This window comes from Amycolatopsis sp. lyj-84 (assembly GCF_046549075.1).
Classification (GTDB): Bacteria; Actinomycetota; Actinomycetes; order Mycobacteriales; family Pseudonocardiaceae; genus Amycolatopsis.
Genome location: NZ_JAJPWO010000018.1, coordinates 79,424 through 95,714 on the forward strand (window position 1 = coordinate 79,424; position 16,291 = coordinate 95,714).

Here is a 16,291-nt window from a genome sequence, read left to right on the forward strand (position 1 = left end):
CGCCGCGACGCGGGCAAGCTGATTGCTCGTAAACTGAAATGAATGCGACTCGTTCGCTGTTTCAGGGTGGCTGATCCGGGGGAGGAGCGGCGTGAGGGTGCTGATGCTCGGGGGCGGCGTGGGGGTCCTGACCGGTCGTCATCAGGTTCCGGGGATACCGGCGCGGCTGGTGCAGACCACCCTGCCCCGGCTCGTGCTGGTCCCGGTGGTGTTCCGGCTGGTGATGCTGGCGCAGGCGCTGTGGGCGGCGGGCTCCGGCGGAACGCCGGTGCTGTGGACGTTCGTGGTGCTGCACCTGGTGCCGAACGTCGCCGAAGCGACCTGGGTCTTCCGCTGGTCCGCCCGTGATCCCGCCGGTACGCGCCTGGTACCGGCGGTCGACGCCGGGGTCGCCGTGCTTTTGACCCTGGGAGCCGCCCTGCTCGCGCGGGACGTCGCGATCACGTCGATCACCTGGACCCACCTGATGGGCACGGTGATGATCTGGACGCTGCTGCGTGGCGCACTGGCGGGAGCGGCGGTCATCGGGGGCGCGGTGGTGCTGCACTCCCTGCTGGACCCGTCCACCTCACTCGGTCTCTTCCTCACGCTCGGGACCGCGCTGGTGGCGTGCCTCGCGATCGTGGGCCTGGTCGGCGCGTCGATGCGATTCGCGCTCGGGTTCGGCGAGCAGCAGGGCCGGGCGGCGGAACGGGAACGGCATCGCCGCGACGTCCACGACACCGTCCTGCAGGTGATGGAGTCGTTCGCCATCCCCGCGCCCGCCGACGAACTCGATCCGGCGGCCAGCCTCGACCGGGTCCGCCGCACCGCTCGCGCCCAGGCGATGCGCCTCCGGATCAGCCTCGAGCACGAACCCGCCGAGTCCGTCGGGCTGCACCAGCGTCTCCGCCTGCTCGCCGCCGAGATGGCCTCGGAAGGACTGCGCGCCGAGGTCGTCATCCAGGACGACTGCGGTCCGGGCCTCGCGGAGGAGGCGGCCATGGCGCTGCACGACGCGGCCAGGGAGGCCTTGCGCAACACACTGAAGCACTCGGGGACCCGAAGGGCCGTCGTCAGCGTCGAGGAGATCGGCGGCGGGGTCTCCTTGACGGTGCGCGATCACGGCGCCGGTTTCGACGTCGGCGACAGGCGGCGCGGGTTCGGCCTCGAGAACTCGATCATCGCGCGGATGGCGGAGATCGGTGGTTTCGCGCGGATCGAATCCAGTCCGGGCCTGGGCACGCGAGTGGTGCTTCTCGCCCCGTCAGTCTTGAGTGTCCCCGTCGGGTGAGTCCCGCCACTGGCGGAACGGGCGGTCCAGCGTCCACTTGTCGCCTTCGCGTTCGACGACGCGGTATTCGCAGGTCGTCGGATTGGACAGGGACTCGAACAGCTCGATGCTCCAGCCGAAGAGCCGACGGCACAGCAAGCGAATGGTCAGGCCGTGTGAGACGACCAGCACGGTCTCGGGGTGATCTTCGCCGCAAGCGGCCAGTTCGCTGAGGAACGCCGCGACCCGGTCGTCGACGTCCGCCCCGGACTCGCCGAACGGGAGCCGGTAGAAGAAGTGCCCGAACTCGTGACGGCGCTGCTTCTGTATCTCCTGCTCCAGCGGATCCTGGAGGTTGCCCCAGTCCTGTTCCCGCAGCCTCGGCTCCTGCGTGATCCGCTCGCAGACGTCGCGGATGTCCAGCAGCCGCAACGTTTCCCGCGTCCGCAGATACGGGCTGACGTAGACCGCCGGGCGCTCACCGCCGAGGAGTTCCCGGAGCTCCGGACCCGCCTGCCGAGCCTGCTCGCGGCCCGCGTCGGTCAGCGGGAGGGAGTGGTCGGGGATCCGCGTGTACGCGAGTTCGTCGACGTTGCCGAGCGACTCGGCATGCCTCAGCAGGATGATCCGCACGCCGCCATCTTGCCCCTTTTCCGTCCGGCTTACCCTCGTGACGTGCCTTCAGACCCCGAGACGAAACCGGCCCCACCCGCGCGGAAGGCCGGTGTCCTGCCGCTGGTGTCGATCGGAGCGCTCTTGGCGGCGGTGGTGGCCGTCGGCCTGGTCGCGCTGACCGGTGGCGCCGGTTACGTCATCGCCGGCCTGCCGGATCCGGGGCTGGTGACGCGCTACGGCATCACCGTCGTCCGGGTGCTGGCGGAGGCGGCTTCGGTGCTGTGCGTGGGTTCACTGCTGCTCGCCGCGTTCCTCGTCCCGCCGCAGAAGTCCGGCACGCTCGCCGCGGACGGGTACGCGGCCATCCGGGTCGCGGGCGTCGCCGCGTGGGTGTGGTTCTTCGCGGCCGCCGCGTCGATCTTCTTCTCCGCGGCCGACGGCGCGGGACGCCCGTTCACCGAGGTGCTCTCGCCGCAGGTGCTGATCGACCTGGTGGACGCCATCGAACAGCCCAAGGCCTGGCTGTTCACCGCGCTGATCGCGCTGCTGGTCGCGCTCGGCTGCCGTCTCGCGCTGACCTGGGGCTGGACGACGGTGGTCTTCTTCCTGTCCGTCGGCGGCCTGATCCCGGTCGCGGTCACCGGGCACTCCGCGAGCGGCGGCTCGCACGACATGGCGACCAACAGCCTCCTGTACCACCTGGTCGCCGCCGCGCTGTGGGTCGGCGGGCTGGTGGCGGTGCTCGCCCTCGGCTGGCGCCGCGGCGAGAACCTCAAGCTCGCCGCGACACGGTTCTCGAAGCTGGCACTGGTCTGCTGGGTGGTGATGGCGGTCTCCGGCATCGTGAACGCGCTGGTGAGGATCAGGATCGCCGACCTGTTCACCACCGACTACGGCCTGCTCGTCCTCGCGAAGATCGTCGCATTGCTGCTGCTCGGCGTCTTCGGGCACCAGCAGCGCCAGAAGGGCGTCGCCGGGCTGGTGAACGGCGCCGGCGGCGGGCAACTGCTGCGGCTCGCCGCGGTCGAGGTGCTGATCATGTTCATCACGATCGGCATCGCCACCGGCCTCGCGAAGACCCCGCCGCCGCAGGAGTCGTTCTCCCAGCCGTCGACGACGGAACTGCTGATCGGCTACGACCTCTACGGCCCGCCGACCGTGCTCAGGCTGCTCACGGACTGGCGGTTCGACCTCGTCTACGGCACCCTCGCGATCGTTCTCGCCGGGCTGTACCTCGCCGGGGTCCAGCGACTGCGCCGCCGCGGCGACACATGGGCCACCGGCCGGACCGTCGCGTGGCTCGCGGGCTGTTTCGTGCTGCTGATCGCGACGTCGTCCGGAATCGGCCGGTACGCGCCCGCGATGTTCAGCGTGCACATGGGCAACCACATGCTGCTGTCCATGGTGGCGCCGGTGCTGTTCGTGCTCGGCGGACCCGTGACGCTCGCGCTGCGCGCGCTGCCCGCGGCGGGCAAGGACGCCCCGCCCGGACCGCGTGAATGGCTGCTCGCCTTCGTGCACTCGCCGCTTTCGCGGTTCCTGACGCATCCGGTCGTCGCGCTGCTGTTGTTCGTCGGCTCCTTCTACGGCCTGTACTTCTCGGGCCTGTTCGACTCCGCGCTGAACTACCACTGGGCGCATCTCGCGATGAACGCGCACTTCCTGCTCGCCGGATACGTCTTCTACTGGCCGGTGATCGGCGTCGACCCGGCGCCGCGCCGGATCCCGCCGCTGGGACGGCTGGGGATGATGTTCGCCGCCATGCCGTTCCACGCGTTCTTCGGGATCGCGCTGATGAGCATGCAGACCGTGCTGGGCCAGGACTTCTACCGCGGGCTGAAACTGCCGTGGGTCACCGACCTGCTCACCGACCAGCGCCTCGGCGGCGGCATCGCGTGGGCGTCCGGTGAGCTGCCGGTCCTGCTGGTGCTCGTCGCGCTGCTGGTGCAGTGGGCACGCCAGGACGAGCGCGAGGCCCGGCGCAAGGACCGCCGCGAGGACGCCTCGGGCGACGCGGATCTGAACGCCTACAACGCGATGCTGAAGAACCTCGCGGATCAGGGCCGGGGACGGGACTCCTAGGCCAAGCGCTACCACAAGTCCTCGCGCGCCCGGCGGCTTCCGCCCGAGTTGTCCACAGGAAGCCCACAACGCCCCGAGTTGTCCACAGATCCGATTCGCGCCCCTTTTCGGCCTTTGATCCGAGGCAGTCTGTGATCAAGGGAATCACCGAGGAGAAAGGCGAGTGTGATGGCGATGGGCGAAACGTGGGTGACCATGATCGGCAACCTGACCAGCGAACCGGTCCACCATCCGGAACGGGTGCACGGGCACGACGTCGTGTCGTTCGGCTTGCGGAGTGTCGAACGCCGGTACGACAAGGAAAGAGGGGAGTGGGGCGAGGGGCGGCAGCTCGCGGTCAAGGTCACCTGCTGGCGCAAGCTGGCGATGGCGGCGTTTTCGTGCCTGAGCAAGGGCGATCCGGTGATCGTGGCCGGGCGGCTGCGCGGCGCCGAGACCGCGGAGGAGATCCCGGCACCTCTCGGTCTACCTGAGCTTGAGGCCTTCTCGATCGGGCCCAACCTCGCGCGCTGTTCGGCCGAGATCCGGCGGGCCGGGCGTGATCGGCCCAGGGCGATCCCGATGGCGCCGCCGCCCGTGGGGAATCCCATGGTCACCGCGCTCGAGGAGGCGCCCGTGGCGTGAGGTTTCCGGTGCTCGCTCAGTGATGTCGGGCTGACCGTCGGTAGTTCGGTGGTGACCGCCGTCGAGGCCGCGATCGGCTCGCTCTACGATCGCTTGTATGGCCGAGTTCATCTACACCATGAAGAAGGTGCGCAAGACCGTCGGGGACAAGGTCATCCTCGACGACGTCAGCACCGCGTTCTACCCCGGCGCCAAGATCGGCGTGGTGGGGCCGAACGGCGCGGGTAAGTCCACCGTTCTGAAGATCATGGCGGGGATCGAGCAGGCCAGCAACGGCGAAGCCTTCCTCCAGCCTGGCGCCAGCGTCGGCATCCTCATGCAGGAGCCGGTGCTCAACGAAGAGAAGACCGTCCGCGAAAACGTCGAAGAAGGCCTTGGCGACATCAAGGTCAAGCTCAACCGCTTCAACGAGGTCGCCGAGCTGATGGCGACCGACTACAGCGACGAGCTGATGGAGGAGATGGGCAAGCTCCAGGAGGACCTCGACCACGCCGACGCGTGGGAGATCGACTCCGCGGTGGAGCAGGCGATGGACGCCCTCCGCTGCCCGCCGCCGGAAGAGCAGGTCACCCACCTCTCCGGTGGTGAGCGCCGCCGGGTCGCGCTGTGCAAGCTGCTCCTGTCCGCGCCCGACCTGCTGCTCCTCGACGAGCCCACCAACCATCTGGACGCCGAAAGCGTGCTGTGGCTGGAACAGTTCCTCGCGAACTACGCCGGCGCCGTCCTCGCCGTCACACACGACCGGTACTTCCTGGACAACGTCGCGCAGTGGATCATGGAGCTCGATCGCGGCCGCGTCGTCGGCTACGAGGGCAACTACTCCACGTACCTGGAGAAGAAGCGCGAGCGCCTCGAGGTCCAGGGCAAGAAGGACGCCAAGCTCGCCAAGCGGTTGAAGACCGAGCTCGAATGGGTCCGGTCCAACGCCAAGGCCCGCCAGACCAAGTCGCGGTCCCGGCTCGACCGCTACGAAGAGATGGCGGCGGAGGCCGACAAGCACCGCAAGCTCGACTTCGAAGAGATCCAGATCCCGCCGGGGCCCCGGCTGGGCAGCGTGGTCGTCGAGGTCGAGAAGCTGAGCAAGGGCTTCGACGACCGTGTGCTGATCGACGGGCTGTCCTTCGACCTGCCGCGCAACGGCATCGTCGGCGTGATCGGGCCGAACGGTGTCGGCAAGACGACCCTGTTCAAGACGATCGTCGGGCTCGAGGAGCCGGACGACGGCGTGGTCAAGATCGGCGAGACGGTCAAACTGTCCTATGTGGACCAGAACCGTGGCGGGATCGACCCGAAGAAGACGGTATGGGAGGTGGTTTCGGACAAGCTGGACTACATCCACGTCGGGCAGACCGAAATGCCCTCGCGTGCCTACGTCAGCGCGTTCGGTTTCAAGGGTCCGGACCAGCAGAAGCCGGCGGGCGTGCTCTCCGGTGGTGAGCGCAACCGGCTGAACCTGGCGCTGACCCTCAAGCAGGGCGGGAACCTGATCCTGCTCGACGAGCCGACGAACGACCTGGACGTCGAGACCCTGGGCTCGCTGGAGAACGCTCTCGAGCAGTTCCCCGGTTGCGCCGTGGTCATCTCGCACGACCGGTGGTTCCTCGACCGGGTCGCGACGCACATCCTCGCCTGGGAAGGCACCGAGGAGAACCCCTCGCAATGGTTCTGGTTCGAAGGTAACTTCGAGGGCTACGAGAAGAACAAGGTCGAACGTCTCGGTGCCGAGGCGGCTCGTCCGCACCGCGTCACCCATCGCAAGCTGACCCGCGACTGAGGGCCGGGGGTTCCCCGTGGAAGCCAGCAAGCGCCAACGGCCGGGCCCGCCCACCACCATGGTGGGTGGGCGGACGGCTGCCACCGGGGTAACCCTGTCCGCTGTCGGCAGGCTGATCGAACGCGCGGACGCCCTGCACCTGAGGGCGCCCGAACTCGCCTTGGTCCTCGGGGAGCGCGCGGCCGCGCTCGCCGAGGCAGCCGGTGCTGACGAGCAATGGATCCGCGCGGAAAGCCTCGTGGTGAGCGCCCGGGTCCGGCTCGGCGGCCGTCCCCGGACGGTCGGCAGGGCGGTGGCCGCCTTGCGCGCCGCCGAACACGCGGGCTACGGCGACATCGCAGCCCGGCTGAGGATCGATCTCGCGGTCTGCGCGCGCAGCGTCGGCATCCCGCTGACCGGGCTGGCCGCCCTGCGCCCGCTGCTGGCGGATCCGGCGGTCTCGCCGGCGCACCGGGCCGAGGCGTTGTGCCATCTCGTCGGCTGCTTGGCACAGTTCGGCCGCAAGGCGGAACTGGACCGGGTGCTCGCCGAGGCGGACAAGCTCGTGCTCGGCGACGGCGCGATGACGGCGGATTCGCAGTTGCTGATCCGCGCGATGCTGCGGGTCGGGGTGTCGGCGCACCGTCGTCGTCACGGCGATCTGACGGCCGCGGCCGACGCCGCCCGGACCGGGCTCGGCATGCTCGAAAAGCTCGGAAACCCCGACGATGACGGAGGTCTCGTCCGGATCCGGCTGGTCCTGCAGCTCGTCTGCACGTTGCTGGACCGGGGCGACACGGAGATGGCGATGGAGGTCGCGAAGCCGATCCTCGACGCGCCCGTCCGGGCCGCCGGGATCGCGCCCGCCGCGTGGCTGCGGCTGGCGGTGGCCACCCGTGTCCTGCTGCCCGCGGGATCCGGGGAAGCCGCGGGCATGCTCGTCCGTGAAGCGGTCGCCGGGACCGAAGACCACAAGCTGCACGCGATCACGGCGCGGCTGTGGCTGGAACTCGCGCAGATCGAAGAACGGCTCGGCCGGGCCGAGGAGGCCATCGGCTGCCTGCATCGTTCGCGGGCCGCCGAGCATCTGCACGCCCGCGCGCGCAGGCAGGCGTGCAACGTCCTGCTCGGCGAGTTCGGCGCGGCCGAGAACGCCGCTGTCGACCTCGACGACGTCCTGCGGGCCGTCGCCGCGGCACCTGTGCCGGTTCCGGCTCCGGCTCCCGCCGAGGTGACCGCGGTGATGGCGCCGATCGACGTGGCGCCCCCGAAGCGGGCCGCGGCCGAACCTCCGGTTCGTCGTGAGCCGCCGAGGCCCGCGAGGCAGCACAGGAAGGCGGAGCCCGAGCCGGTGCGGAACACACAGGTCGAGCCGCCGCGTCCCGCCGTGCCTCCGCGGCCGGTGGAAACTCCCGTGGCACCCGCCGCGGAAAAGACCGAAGCGCCGCCGGTGTTGAAGCCGCCGTCCCGTCCGGAGCCCTCCCGTGAGGCCGCGGCGCCCGACAGCGATTGGCGCCGCCGGGTACCGAAGAAGCCTGAACAACCCAAGCCGGCGATCAGGTTCGAGCCCGCCGCGCCGAAACTGATGCCGCCGCCGAAACCGGAGCCCGCGCCGCGTCCTGAACCGGTCTCACGCCCGGAGCCGGAGCCGGAGCCCGCGCCGGAGCCCTCGCGGCGCAGGCGTCCGGAGGCGCCTGCCGCACGCGAGACCGTCGTTCCCGAACCCGAGGTCACCCGGCCTGAAGCCCCGATCCCGGTCGCGCGCCGGCGCCCCGAGGTGCCCGTCCGGTACGAGGAGCCGGAGCCCGTGGTCCCGGAACTGCTGCTGGCCCCCGAGCCCGCCGCCGAACCCCGGCCGCGGATCGCGGCGGAGGCCGAACCGCCGCGTCCGCCGGGGACCGCCGCCCCGTTGTGGGAGAGCGACGAGTGGGCGGCCGAGGAACGGGTCCGCCGGTCGGCCGCGCCCGTTTCGCGCAAGACCAGGCACGACGCCGAACACGGTTCCGTGGCGGCGAAATCGGTGCTGGACCGGCTCGGGATCTCGAGCACCGGCGGGCACGGCGGTGGCCGTCGCCGCGCGGACGGTGCCACGGATCCCGTGCATCCGGACCCCGTCGCCGAGGAACGCGCCGATGCCGGACGCGCGCGCCGGGAACAGCCTCCGGTGGAGTACGCCGAACCCGCCGTGCCGCTCGCTCCGCCGCCCCGGGAAGACCCGCCACCGTCGTACGGCGGCGGAACCCGGCAAAGTGCCCAGGAAACTCCCCGGCAGGGCCCCCCGGAAGAGGTCGCGGATCCGTGGCTGCCGCGTCTGCGGATGCCGCCGTCGCTGGACCCGCTGACCGACACCGGCTCCTGGCGGCCGATCACGCCGTTCCCGGAGAGCTACGCCCGCGCGATCGCGGAGGACGAGCCGCCGCCGGACGCCGGTCTCGCCGACCTGCTCGCCCGTGCCCTCGCCGAACACCAGGCGGGGACCGCCAGCGCGGCCGCGCTCGTGAAGCAGCTCGGTTCCCAGGACTCGGGAAAGCGTCCGGTCAACGGCCGCGACCGGCATCGCACCAACGGAAGCGACTGACCGGGCGATAGCAAAGGTCCCTTGCTACGCCCCCGGTGGGAGCCCTCGCGGACTTGAACGATTCAGTCGGTCGGGTGAGACCGCGTCCCACTCGTTCGCGCGGCAATGGGTGCTGGTCACCCCCGGTGCGGCGGGACGCGGCGAGGTCCGGACAGACCGCCTATGTGACCCGCGAGTAGCTGAACCGATCACGGCGATTCCGGTATCTGAGCAGGGAAATCTTCGACGACCGGGAATGACCCGGCCTTGTCGGGCCGACTGTCCAAAGCTGTAGGTTGGGTCTGGTCCGGCACAGAGTCGTGCCGGTCGCGGTGTCAATCTCGCTACAGTGGAGAGTTGCCTCAAATGAGCTCGACGGGAGTCTCGTCCCTGCCCGGAAAAGATGTCGGCACCGAAGACGGCGCTCGGCGCCGGTCGGTGAACCCGGAGCAGATCCGGGACGACCTGATCGACGCCGCCGCGGCGTACGCCCCGGAGATCGGCGACCTGATCCGCCTGTACTACCGGCACATCCCGGCCGAAGAGATTCTCGGTGACGATCCGGTCGACCTCGTCGGCGCCGTCCGCTCGCATCTGCACCTGGCGAAGGACCGGATGCCCGGCCGTCCCGCGGTGCGGCTGCTGAACCCGACCGGTCCCGAAGACGGCTGGACGCGTGAGGCCACCGTCGTGCAGGTCGTCACGGACGACATGCCCTACCTCGTGGATTCCGTCGCTGCCGAGTTCGCCCGTGACGGGGTGCAGGTGCAGCGCATCGTGCACCCGATCGTCGTGGTCAGCCGCGATCTGACCGGTGAGCTGCAGGCGGTCCACCCGGATGCCGATCCGGCGGAGCCGCCGCCGAATTCTGCGGCCGAGTCGTGGATGTACATCGAGATCGACCTGGTGACGGACCCGAACCGCGCCCGTGAGCTGGACAACCGGCTTTCGTCGGTGCTGGGTGACGTGCGCGAGGTCGTCGAGGACACCGACAAGATGGCCGAGACGGCGCGTCGTCTCGCCGACCAGCTGGACGCGGACCCGCCGAAGCTGTCCACGCGTGAGGTCGCCGAGGGCGCACGGCTGTTGCGCTGGCTCGCCGACGGTCACTTCACCTTCCTCGGCTACCGCCGCTACGAGCTGATCGACAACCCGCACCCGGACAGTGAAGAGCCCGCCCTGCGCGCGGTTCTCGCCACCGGACTGGGCGTGCTGCGCCAGGACAGCCTGGCCGCGCGCAGCCTCACCGCCGGTCCCGACACGGCGGCGTCCGCGCTCGCGCCGACGCTGCTGGTGCTGACGCAGGCGAGCGCGCCGTCCACCGTGCACCGCCCGGTGTACCCGTACTACGTCGGCGTGAAAACGTTCGACGACAAGGGAAACGTCACCGGCGAACACCGGTTCCTCGGCATGTTCACCACCACCGCCCTGCACGAGAACGTGCTGGACATCCCGGTGGTCTGCAACCGGGTCCGCGAGGTCATCCACCGCGCGGGCTTCCCGATGGAGTCCTTCTCCGGGCAGCGGATGCTCGAAGTGCTGCAGAACTGGCCGCGCGCGGACCTGTTCTCGGCCGACACCGATTCGCTGTACTCCACGACGACAGGCGCGATCACGCTTTCGGATCGCCGCCGGCTGCGGCTGTTCCTGCGCCGTGACCCGTACGGCCGTTTCTACTCCTGCCTCGTGTACCTCCCGCGCGATCGCTACACGACCCGTTCGCGGCTCGCGATGCAGGAGGTCCTGCTCGAAGAACTCGAAGGCACGCAACTGGAATACAGCGCGCGCATCGGGGAAACCGTGCTCGCGCAGGTGCACTTCATCGTGCACACCGACCCGTCGCAGCGGTCCGAGCCGGACACCCTGCGCATCCAGGAACGGCTCAACGAAGCCGTTCGCGGCTGGGACGACCGGATGGTCGAGGCGATCCTCGCCGAGCGCCGCGAGCGCGCCGGGGACAGCGGCGTCGCGATCGGCCTGCTGGGCGAGGAATCCGCCGGCGAGCAGGGACAGCGGTTCGCCGCGGTGTTCCCCGAGGGCTACAAGGAGGACTTCACCGCGCTCGAAGCGCTCGCGGACCTCCGCGCCCTGGAGGCGCTGACCGACGAGGGCGACCTGTCGATGTCGTTCTACCTGCCGGCCGACGCCGAGGCGGGGGAGCGGCGCTTCAAGCTGTACCTGCGCGGCGAGGGCGTCACCCTCTCCCAGGTGCTCCCGGTCCTGCAGCGGATGGGCGTGGAGGTCGTCGACGAGCGTCCTTACGAACTGCGCCGCGAAGACGGCGGCCGGTCCTGGATCTACGACTTCGGCCTGCGGATCGACCCGCAGGTCCTCGACCACGCGGACCTCGACCTGCGCGTCCGCTTCCAGGACGCGTTTCACGCCGCCTGGCGCGGCGACTGCGAGGTCGACGGTTTCAACGGTCTCGTCCTGAGCGCCGGGCTCACCTGGCGCCAGGCGGCCATCCTGCGGGCCTACTCGCGGTACCTGCGCCAGACGAAGATCCCGTTCTCGCAGGAGTACATCGAGAACACCGTCCTCGCGCACACCGACATCGCCACCGCGCTGGTGCGGCTGTTCGAGACCCGCTTCGACCTCGCGCTCGGCATCGAGGTCCGCGCGTCGCAGGCCGATCAGCTCACCGCCGAGATCGGCAAGCTGGTCGACGAGGTGACCAGTCTCGACGAGGACCGGATCCTGCGACGGCTGATGGCGGTCATCCTCGCCACGCTGCGCACGAACTACCACGTCACCGACGGCGAGGGGAATTCCCGGCAGTACCTGGCGCTCAAGCTCGACCCGAGCGCGGTGCCCGAACTGCCCGAGCCGCGGCCGAAGTACGAGATCTTCGTGTACTCGCCCCGGATCGAGGGTGTCCACCTGCGCTTCGGCGACGTCGCGCGCGGTGGTCTCCGCTGGTCCGACCGCCGGGAGGACTTCCGCACGGAGATCCTCGGCCTGGTCAAGGCGCAGGCGGTCAAGAACGCGGTCATCGTCCCCGTCGGCGCGAAGGGCGGGTTCGTGGTCAAGCGCCCGCCGACGGCCACCGGCGACCCGGGCCTGGACCGCGACGCCCAGCTGAACGAGGGCATCGCCTGCTACCGGATGTTCATCTCCGGCCTGCTCGACGTGACCGACAACCGGGTCGAGGGCAAGACCGTCCCGGCGCCGGGTGTGGTCCGCCACGACGGCGACGACAGCTACCTCGTGGTCGCGGCGGACAAGGGCACCGCGAAGTTCTCCGACATCGCGAACGAGGTCTCGGCGCACTACAAGTTCTGGCTCGGCGACGCCTTCGCTTCCGGTGGCTCGGTCGGCTACGACCACAAGGCCATGGGCATCACCGCGAAGGGTGCTTGGGAGAGCGTCAAACGCAACTTCCGCGAGCTGGGCAAGGACAGCCAGACCGAGGACTTCACCGTCGTCGGCATCGGCGACATGATGGGCGACGTCTTCGGCAACGGCATGCTGCTCTCGGAGCACATCCGGCTGGTGGCCGCCTTCAACCACCTGCACATCTTCCTCGACCCGAACCCGGACGCGGCCTCCTCGTTCGCCGAGCGCCGCAGGCTGTTCGACCTGCCGCGTTCGTCGTGGGAGGACTACGACCGCTCGCTGATCAGCGAGGGCGGCGGCATCTACTCGCGGTCGGCCAAGACGATCCCGATCAGCCCGCAGGTCCGCGAAGCGCTCGGGCTCGCCGAGGACGTCACCGCGCTGGCCCCGGCCGACCTCATGCAGGCGATCCTGCTGTCGCCGGTCGAGCTGCTGTGGAACGGCGGCATCGGCACCTACGTCAAGGCCGAGAACGAGACCCACGCCGACGCGGGCGACAAGGCCAACGACGCCTTGCGCGTCAACGGGAACCAGCTCCGCGTCAAGGTCGTCGGCGAGGGCGGGAACCTGGGGCTGACGCAGCTCGGCCGGATCGAGTTCGCCCGCGCGGGCGGCAAGATCAACACCGACGCGCTCGACAACTCCGCCGGCGTCGACTGCTCCGACCACGAGGTCAACATCAAGATCCTGCTGGACCACCTGGTCTCGACCGGATCACTCGGCGCCGAGCAGCGCAACGAGCTGCTGGAGCAGATGACCGACGAGGTCGGCGAGCTGGTGCTGGCCGACAACTACCGGCAGAACGCCGTGCTCGGGGTCAGCCGGGCGCACGCCGGGCCGATGGTCTCGGTGCACCAGCGGCTCGTCGCGGCACTGGTCGCGAAGGGCGCTTTCGACCGCAAGCTCGAAGCGCTGCCGAGTTCGGCGGAGTTCCGCGCGCTGGAGAAGGCGGGCGAGGGGCTCACCTCGCCGGAGCTGGCGACGCTGCTCGCGCACGTCAAGCTCGACCTCAAGGACGAGTTGCTGGCGAGCGAACTGCCGGACTCCGAGGTGTTCTCGCGCCGTCTGCCCGAGTACTTCCCGAAGCCGCTTCGGGAGCGCTTCGGCGACGCGATCTTCCAGCACCCGCTGAAGCGCGAGATCATCACGACGATGGTGGCCAACGAGGTCGTCGACGGCGCCGGGATCTCCTACGTCTTCCGCCTGATGGAGGAGATGAACGCGACCGCGACCGACGCCGTCCGCGCGTACGCCGTGGTCACCCACGTGTACGACCTGCCCTCGCTGTGGGCGCAGATCGACGCGCTGGACAACGTCGTGCCGACCGAGGTCGCGGACGAGATGATGCTGGAGACCCGCAGGCTGCTCGACCGGGCCGCCCGCTGGTTCCTCACCAACCGGCCGCAGCCCCTCGCCCCGCTCGCCGAGATCAACCGGTTCGGCCGGGTCGTCGGCGAGATGGCGCCGCGGGCGCACGAGCTGCTTCGCGGTGTCGAGTGCGAGTCAGTGGACGCGAACACCGAGCGACTGGTGGAGAAGGGCGTCCCGACGGAGCTGGCGGAACGTGTGGCGCTCCTGCTGCACACCTTCGGCCTGCTCGACGTCACCGACGTCGCGGAGCTGGCCGAGCAGCAGGCGGGGATCGACGCGGTGCACACCCCGTCGGAGACCGCGGGCCTGTACTACGCCCTGTCCGATCACCTCGGCATCGACAAGATGCTGACGTCGATCAGCGGTCTCGAACGCGGCAACCGCTGGCACGCGCTCGCGCGGCTGGCACTGCGGGACGACGTCTATGGTTCGTTGCGGGCGATCACGCTGGACGCGTTGCGGCACAGCGATTCGGGTACCGACCCGGACGAGAAGATCGCCCACTGGGAGAAGACGAACGCCTCGCGGCTGCAGCGCGCTCGTGTCGCACTGGACGAGATCAGCCAGTTCGGCAAGCTCGACCTGGCGACGCTGTCGGTGGCGGCGAGGCAGATCCGGAGCACGGTGAGGTAGTGAGCTACATTTCCCTGATCCGGCCACGCTGGTCGGATATGGACGTCTACGGGCACGTCAACCACGCGAACCTGGTGACCCTGCTCGAAGAGGCGCGGATCCCCCTGCTGTTCGGGGACGCCGTCCGGGCCGGGCTCACCGAACTGCCCAAGGGCATCGTGGTGGTGAAGCTGGCCGTCCATTACCGTTCGCCGATCGTGGTGTCCGATCAGGACATCCGGGTGGAGATCTCGTTGAAGGACTTGAAGCACGCCAGCTTCACCCTCGGCTACAAGGTGCACGACGGGCCTGCCGAGGTCGACAAGGTCGCGGTCACCGCGGAGACGGTGCTCGCGCCGTTCGACACCGGGACGGAGCGGCCCCGGCGACTGACCGAGGACGAACGCGCCTTCCTGGAGAAGGGGTTCGCGGATGCCTGAGCTCGTCATCCCGGACGCGGGGGACCGCGAAACGCTCGGCGCGTTCGTGGCCAGGGCCGTCCGGCTCGACCAGAACACGCTGGTGCGGTTGCGGCAGCGCGGTGACGGCGTCGTCGAGGCGTGGAGCGCGACCCCGTTCGAAGTCCTCGCCACCAGGGCCGTCGCCGGTGACATCACGCCGTCGGACATCACGGTGTCCGGGAACGAACTGCTCGCCGCACTGACCATCGCCGGCGGCGAGCGGATGGATCCGGGCCCGGCCCGCGACCTGATGTGGCATTCCGAGCTGCCCGCACCCGGCCGCTGGCAGCTGGTGGACGAACTGCCGGCGACGGTGATCTCGGAGCTGGCCGACCGCGGCGTCGCGCTGGCCCGCGACAACGTCGGCCCGCACGGCAACCCGCCCGCCTCCCTGATGGACCAGGCGGTGCTCACCGTCACCGGCGGCGAGCAGGAGATCAAGGTCCAGATGCGGTGCCTGTTCGCGTTGTCCGGGATGGGTTTCGTCGACTCGTCGATCGCCGGCGACGTCGTCCGGATCACCGCGACGGATTCGTGGATGCGCATCGACGCCCGCTACGGCGCCGTGCTCAAACGCCGCCACGCGCTCCTGCCGTTGCTGTTCTGACAGGGGCCTTACGGCTTCGCGCCGCGGGTGGCTTCCGGCCGCCCGCGGTGTCAGGCTGTCCTCATGAGCGACAGCGGCCCTCGCGACGACGGCAAGGACGGGGAAGACCCGACCGCGGACTTCCTGGCCGAGGTCCGGCCTGAGGAGACCCCGTGGCGGACCGAGCGCCCGCCGGGTGAGGAGGCGCCGGAACGCGCCGAACGCCCGGAGAAATGGGGGCGCGCCAAGGCCGCCGGTCGCGCCGCCGCGCAGGCCGCGCCCTATGTCCAGGCCGCCGCGCTGGCGACCTGGATCGTCTCGGGCACCCTCGACGACTCCGGTGACGTGGGCTCCTCGGGCGACGCCTAGAGCTTTCCTCGCATCGTCCTCATGCGCTCGATCTCGGCGGACTGGCCGGTGATGACCTCCTGCGCCATCTCCTGCGCCTTGATCTCCACTCCCTTGCCGAGCTGGGTTTCGGCCATGGTCAGCGCGCCCTGGTGATGCGCGATCATCAGGTCGAGGAACAGCTTTTCGAACGCCGGACCGCTCGCCGCGCGCAGATCGGCCAGCTGCGCTTCGGTCGCCATGCCCGGCATGAGCCCGTGGTCATGCCCTCCGCCGTGGCCGGCGTGACCCTCGCCCGGCACCGGCTTGCCGCGGTCGGACAGCCAGGTCTTCATCATCGCGACCTCGCCGTCCTGCGCCACCGAGATCCGGCCCGCGATCGCCTTGAGCTGCTCGTTCGCCGTCTTGCCCGGCACCAGGTCGGTCATCACCTTCGCCTGCTGGTGGTGGGGGATCATCATCGTCATGTACTCGACGTCGGCCTCGCCTGCCTGATCGCGGTTCACCGGGCCGGGGGAGCCGGTGCCCGCCTGCTCGCCCGGTTTGCCCGGAATGATGACCGGTGCGCTCGATGCCGGTTCGGCGGGTGATTCGTCGCCCGTGCAGCCCGAGACGACGAAAGCCGCAACGAGCAGCGCCGATGTCAAACTTTTTCTCATCCCGGAGATCCTCCGTTGGTCGGTATCTGCTGAGC

Annotated in this window: 11 protein-coding genes; 9 read left to right on the forward strand and 2 right to left on the reverse strand. The window is 69.9% G+C overall.

Annotated elements, in window-relative coordinates; genetic code table 11:
* The first annotated feature begins 97 nt into the window (after nt 1-97).
* Nucleotides 98-1,273 carry a sensor histidine kinase gene (locus ACLJRM_RS38400; protein ID WP_369862462.1) on the forward strand — a complete coding sequence of 392 codons (1,176 nt, stop codon included), beginning with the start codon at nt 98-100 and terminating at the stop codon, nt 1,271-1,273.
* Here ACLJRM_RS38400 and ACLJRM_RS38405 read toward each other — a convergent pair.
* Complete coding sequence (locus ACLJRM_RS38405; RefSeq protein ID WP_101605924.1) at nt 1,247-1,885, reverse strand: histidine phosphatase family protein; 639 nt, start codon at nt 1,883-1,885, stop codon at nt 1,247-1,249. The two genes, ACLJRM_RS38400 and ACLJRM_RS38405, sit on opposite strands and share 27 nt — an antisense overlap.
* Nucleotides 1,886-1,927: 42 nt before the next feature.
* On the opposite strand from ACLJRM_RS38405, the gene ACLJRM_RS38410 reads away from it, so the two are divergent.
* The 8 genes from ACLJRM_RS38410 to ACLJRM_RS38445 all read left to right on the forward strand — a co-directional run bounded on the left by ACLJRM_RS38410 (nt 1,928) and on the right by ACLJRM_RS38445 (nt 15,618).
* Nucleotides 1,928-3,949 (forward strand): cytochrome c oxidase assembly protein, encoded by a 2,022-nt coding sequence (locus tag ACLJRM_RS38410; RefSeq protein ID WP_101605925.1) that lies wholly within the window; start codon nt 1,928-1,930, stop codon nt 3,947-3,949.
* 174 nt (nt 3,950-4,123) lie between these two features.
* A complete protein-coding gene (locus tag ACLJRM_RS38415) occupies nt 4,124-4,573 on the forward strand; it encodes a single-stranded DNA-binding protein (RefSeq protein ID WP_410665850.1) in 450 nt (149 codons plus the stop codon).
* A 97-nt stretch (nt 4,574-4,670) separates the two neighbouring features.
* Nucleotides 4,671-6,347, forward strand: a complete 1,677-nt coding sequence (gene ettA, locus ACLJRM_RS38420) for an energy-dependent translational throttle protein EttA (RefSeq protein ID WP_410665851.1) — start codon at nt 4,671-4,673, stop codon at nt 6,345-6,347.
* Between the two features lie 16 nt (nt 6,348-6,363).
* Nucleotides 6,364-8,904 carry a hypothetical protein gene (locus ACLJRM_RS38425; RefSeq protein ID WP_410665852.1) on the forward strand — a complete coding sequence of 847 codons (2,541 nt, stop codon included), beginning with the start codon at nt 6,364-6,366 and terminating at the stop codon, nt 8,902-8,904.
* 345 nt (nt 8,905-9,249) lie between these two features.
* On the forward strand, nt 9,250-14,223 hold the full coding sequence (locus ACLJRM_RS38430; RefSeq protein ID WP_410665853.1) for an NAD-glutamate dehydrogenase: 4,974 nt from the start codon (nt 9,250-9,252) through the stop codon (nt 14,221-14,223).
* Nucleotides 14,223-14,642: an acyl-CoA thioesterase gene (locus ACLJRM_RS38435; RefSeq protein ID WP_101605930.1), complete on the forward strand. Its 420-nt coding sequence runs from the start codon at nt 14,223-14,225 to the stop codon at nt 14,640-14,642. The genes ACLJRM_RS38430 and ACLJRM_RS38435 overlap by 1 nt, the downstream gene beginning before the upstream one ends.
* Complete coding sequence (locus ACLJRM_RS38440; RefSeq protein ID WP_101605931.1) at nt 14,635-15,270, forward strand: hypothetical protein; 636 nt, start codon at nt 14,635-14,637, stop codon at nt 15,268-15,270. Before ACLJRM_RS38435 ends, ACLJRM_RS38440 begins: the two co-directional genes overlap by 8 nt.
* 63 nt (nt 15,271-15,333) lie before the next feature.
* The gene (locus ACLJRM_RS38445) at nt 15,334-15,618 is read left to right on the forward strand and encodes a hypothetical protein (protein WP_101605932.1); all 285 of its coding nucleotides are present in this window, start codon (nt 15,334-15,336) and stop codon (nt 15,616-15,618) included.
* Here the strand turns inward: ACLJRM_RS38445 and ACLJRM_RS38450 are convergent.
* Nucleotides 15,615-16,256, reverse strand: coding sequence for a DUF305 domain-containing protein (locus ACLJRM_RS38450; RefSeq protein WP_101605933.1), 642 nt, complete (start codon nt 16,254-16,256; stop codon nt 15,615-15,617). The genes ACLJRM_RS38445 and ACLJRM_RS38450 overlap by 4 nt on opposite strands.
* Nucleotides 16,257-16,291: the final 35 nt, after the last annotated feature.

Bases quoted from the DNA above. Each gene is read 5' to 3' on its own strand.
- ACLJRM_RS38440 (WP_101605931.1), top strand. From the start codon at position 14,635: ATGCCTGAGCTCGTCATCCCGGACGCGGGGGACCGCGAAACGCTCGGC.
- ACLJRM_RS38445 (WP_101605932.1), top strand. From the start codon at position 15,334: ATGAGCGACAGCGGCCCTCGCGACGACGGCAAGGACGGGGAAGACCCG.
- ACLJRM_RS38430 (WP_410665853.1), top strand. From the start codon at position 9,250: ATGAGCTCGACGGGAGTCTCGTCCCTGCCCGGAAAAGATGTCGGCACC.
- ettA (WP_410665851.1), top strand. From the start codon at position 4,671: ATGGCCGAGTTCATCTACACCATGAAGAAGGTGCGCAAGACCGTCGGG.
- ACLJRM_RS38415 (WP_410665850.1), top strand. From the start codon at position 4,124: ATGGGCGAAACGTGGGTGACCATGATCGGCAACCTGACCAGCGAACCG.
- ACLJRM_RS38450 (WP_101605933.1), bottom strand. From the start codon at position 16,256: ATGAGAAAAAGTTTGACATCGGCGCTGCTCGTTGCGGCTTTCGTCGTC.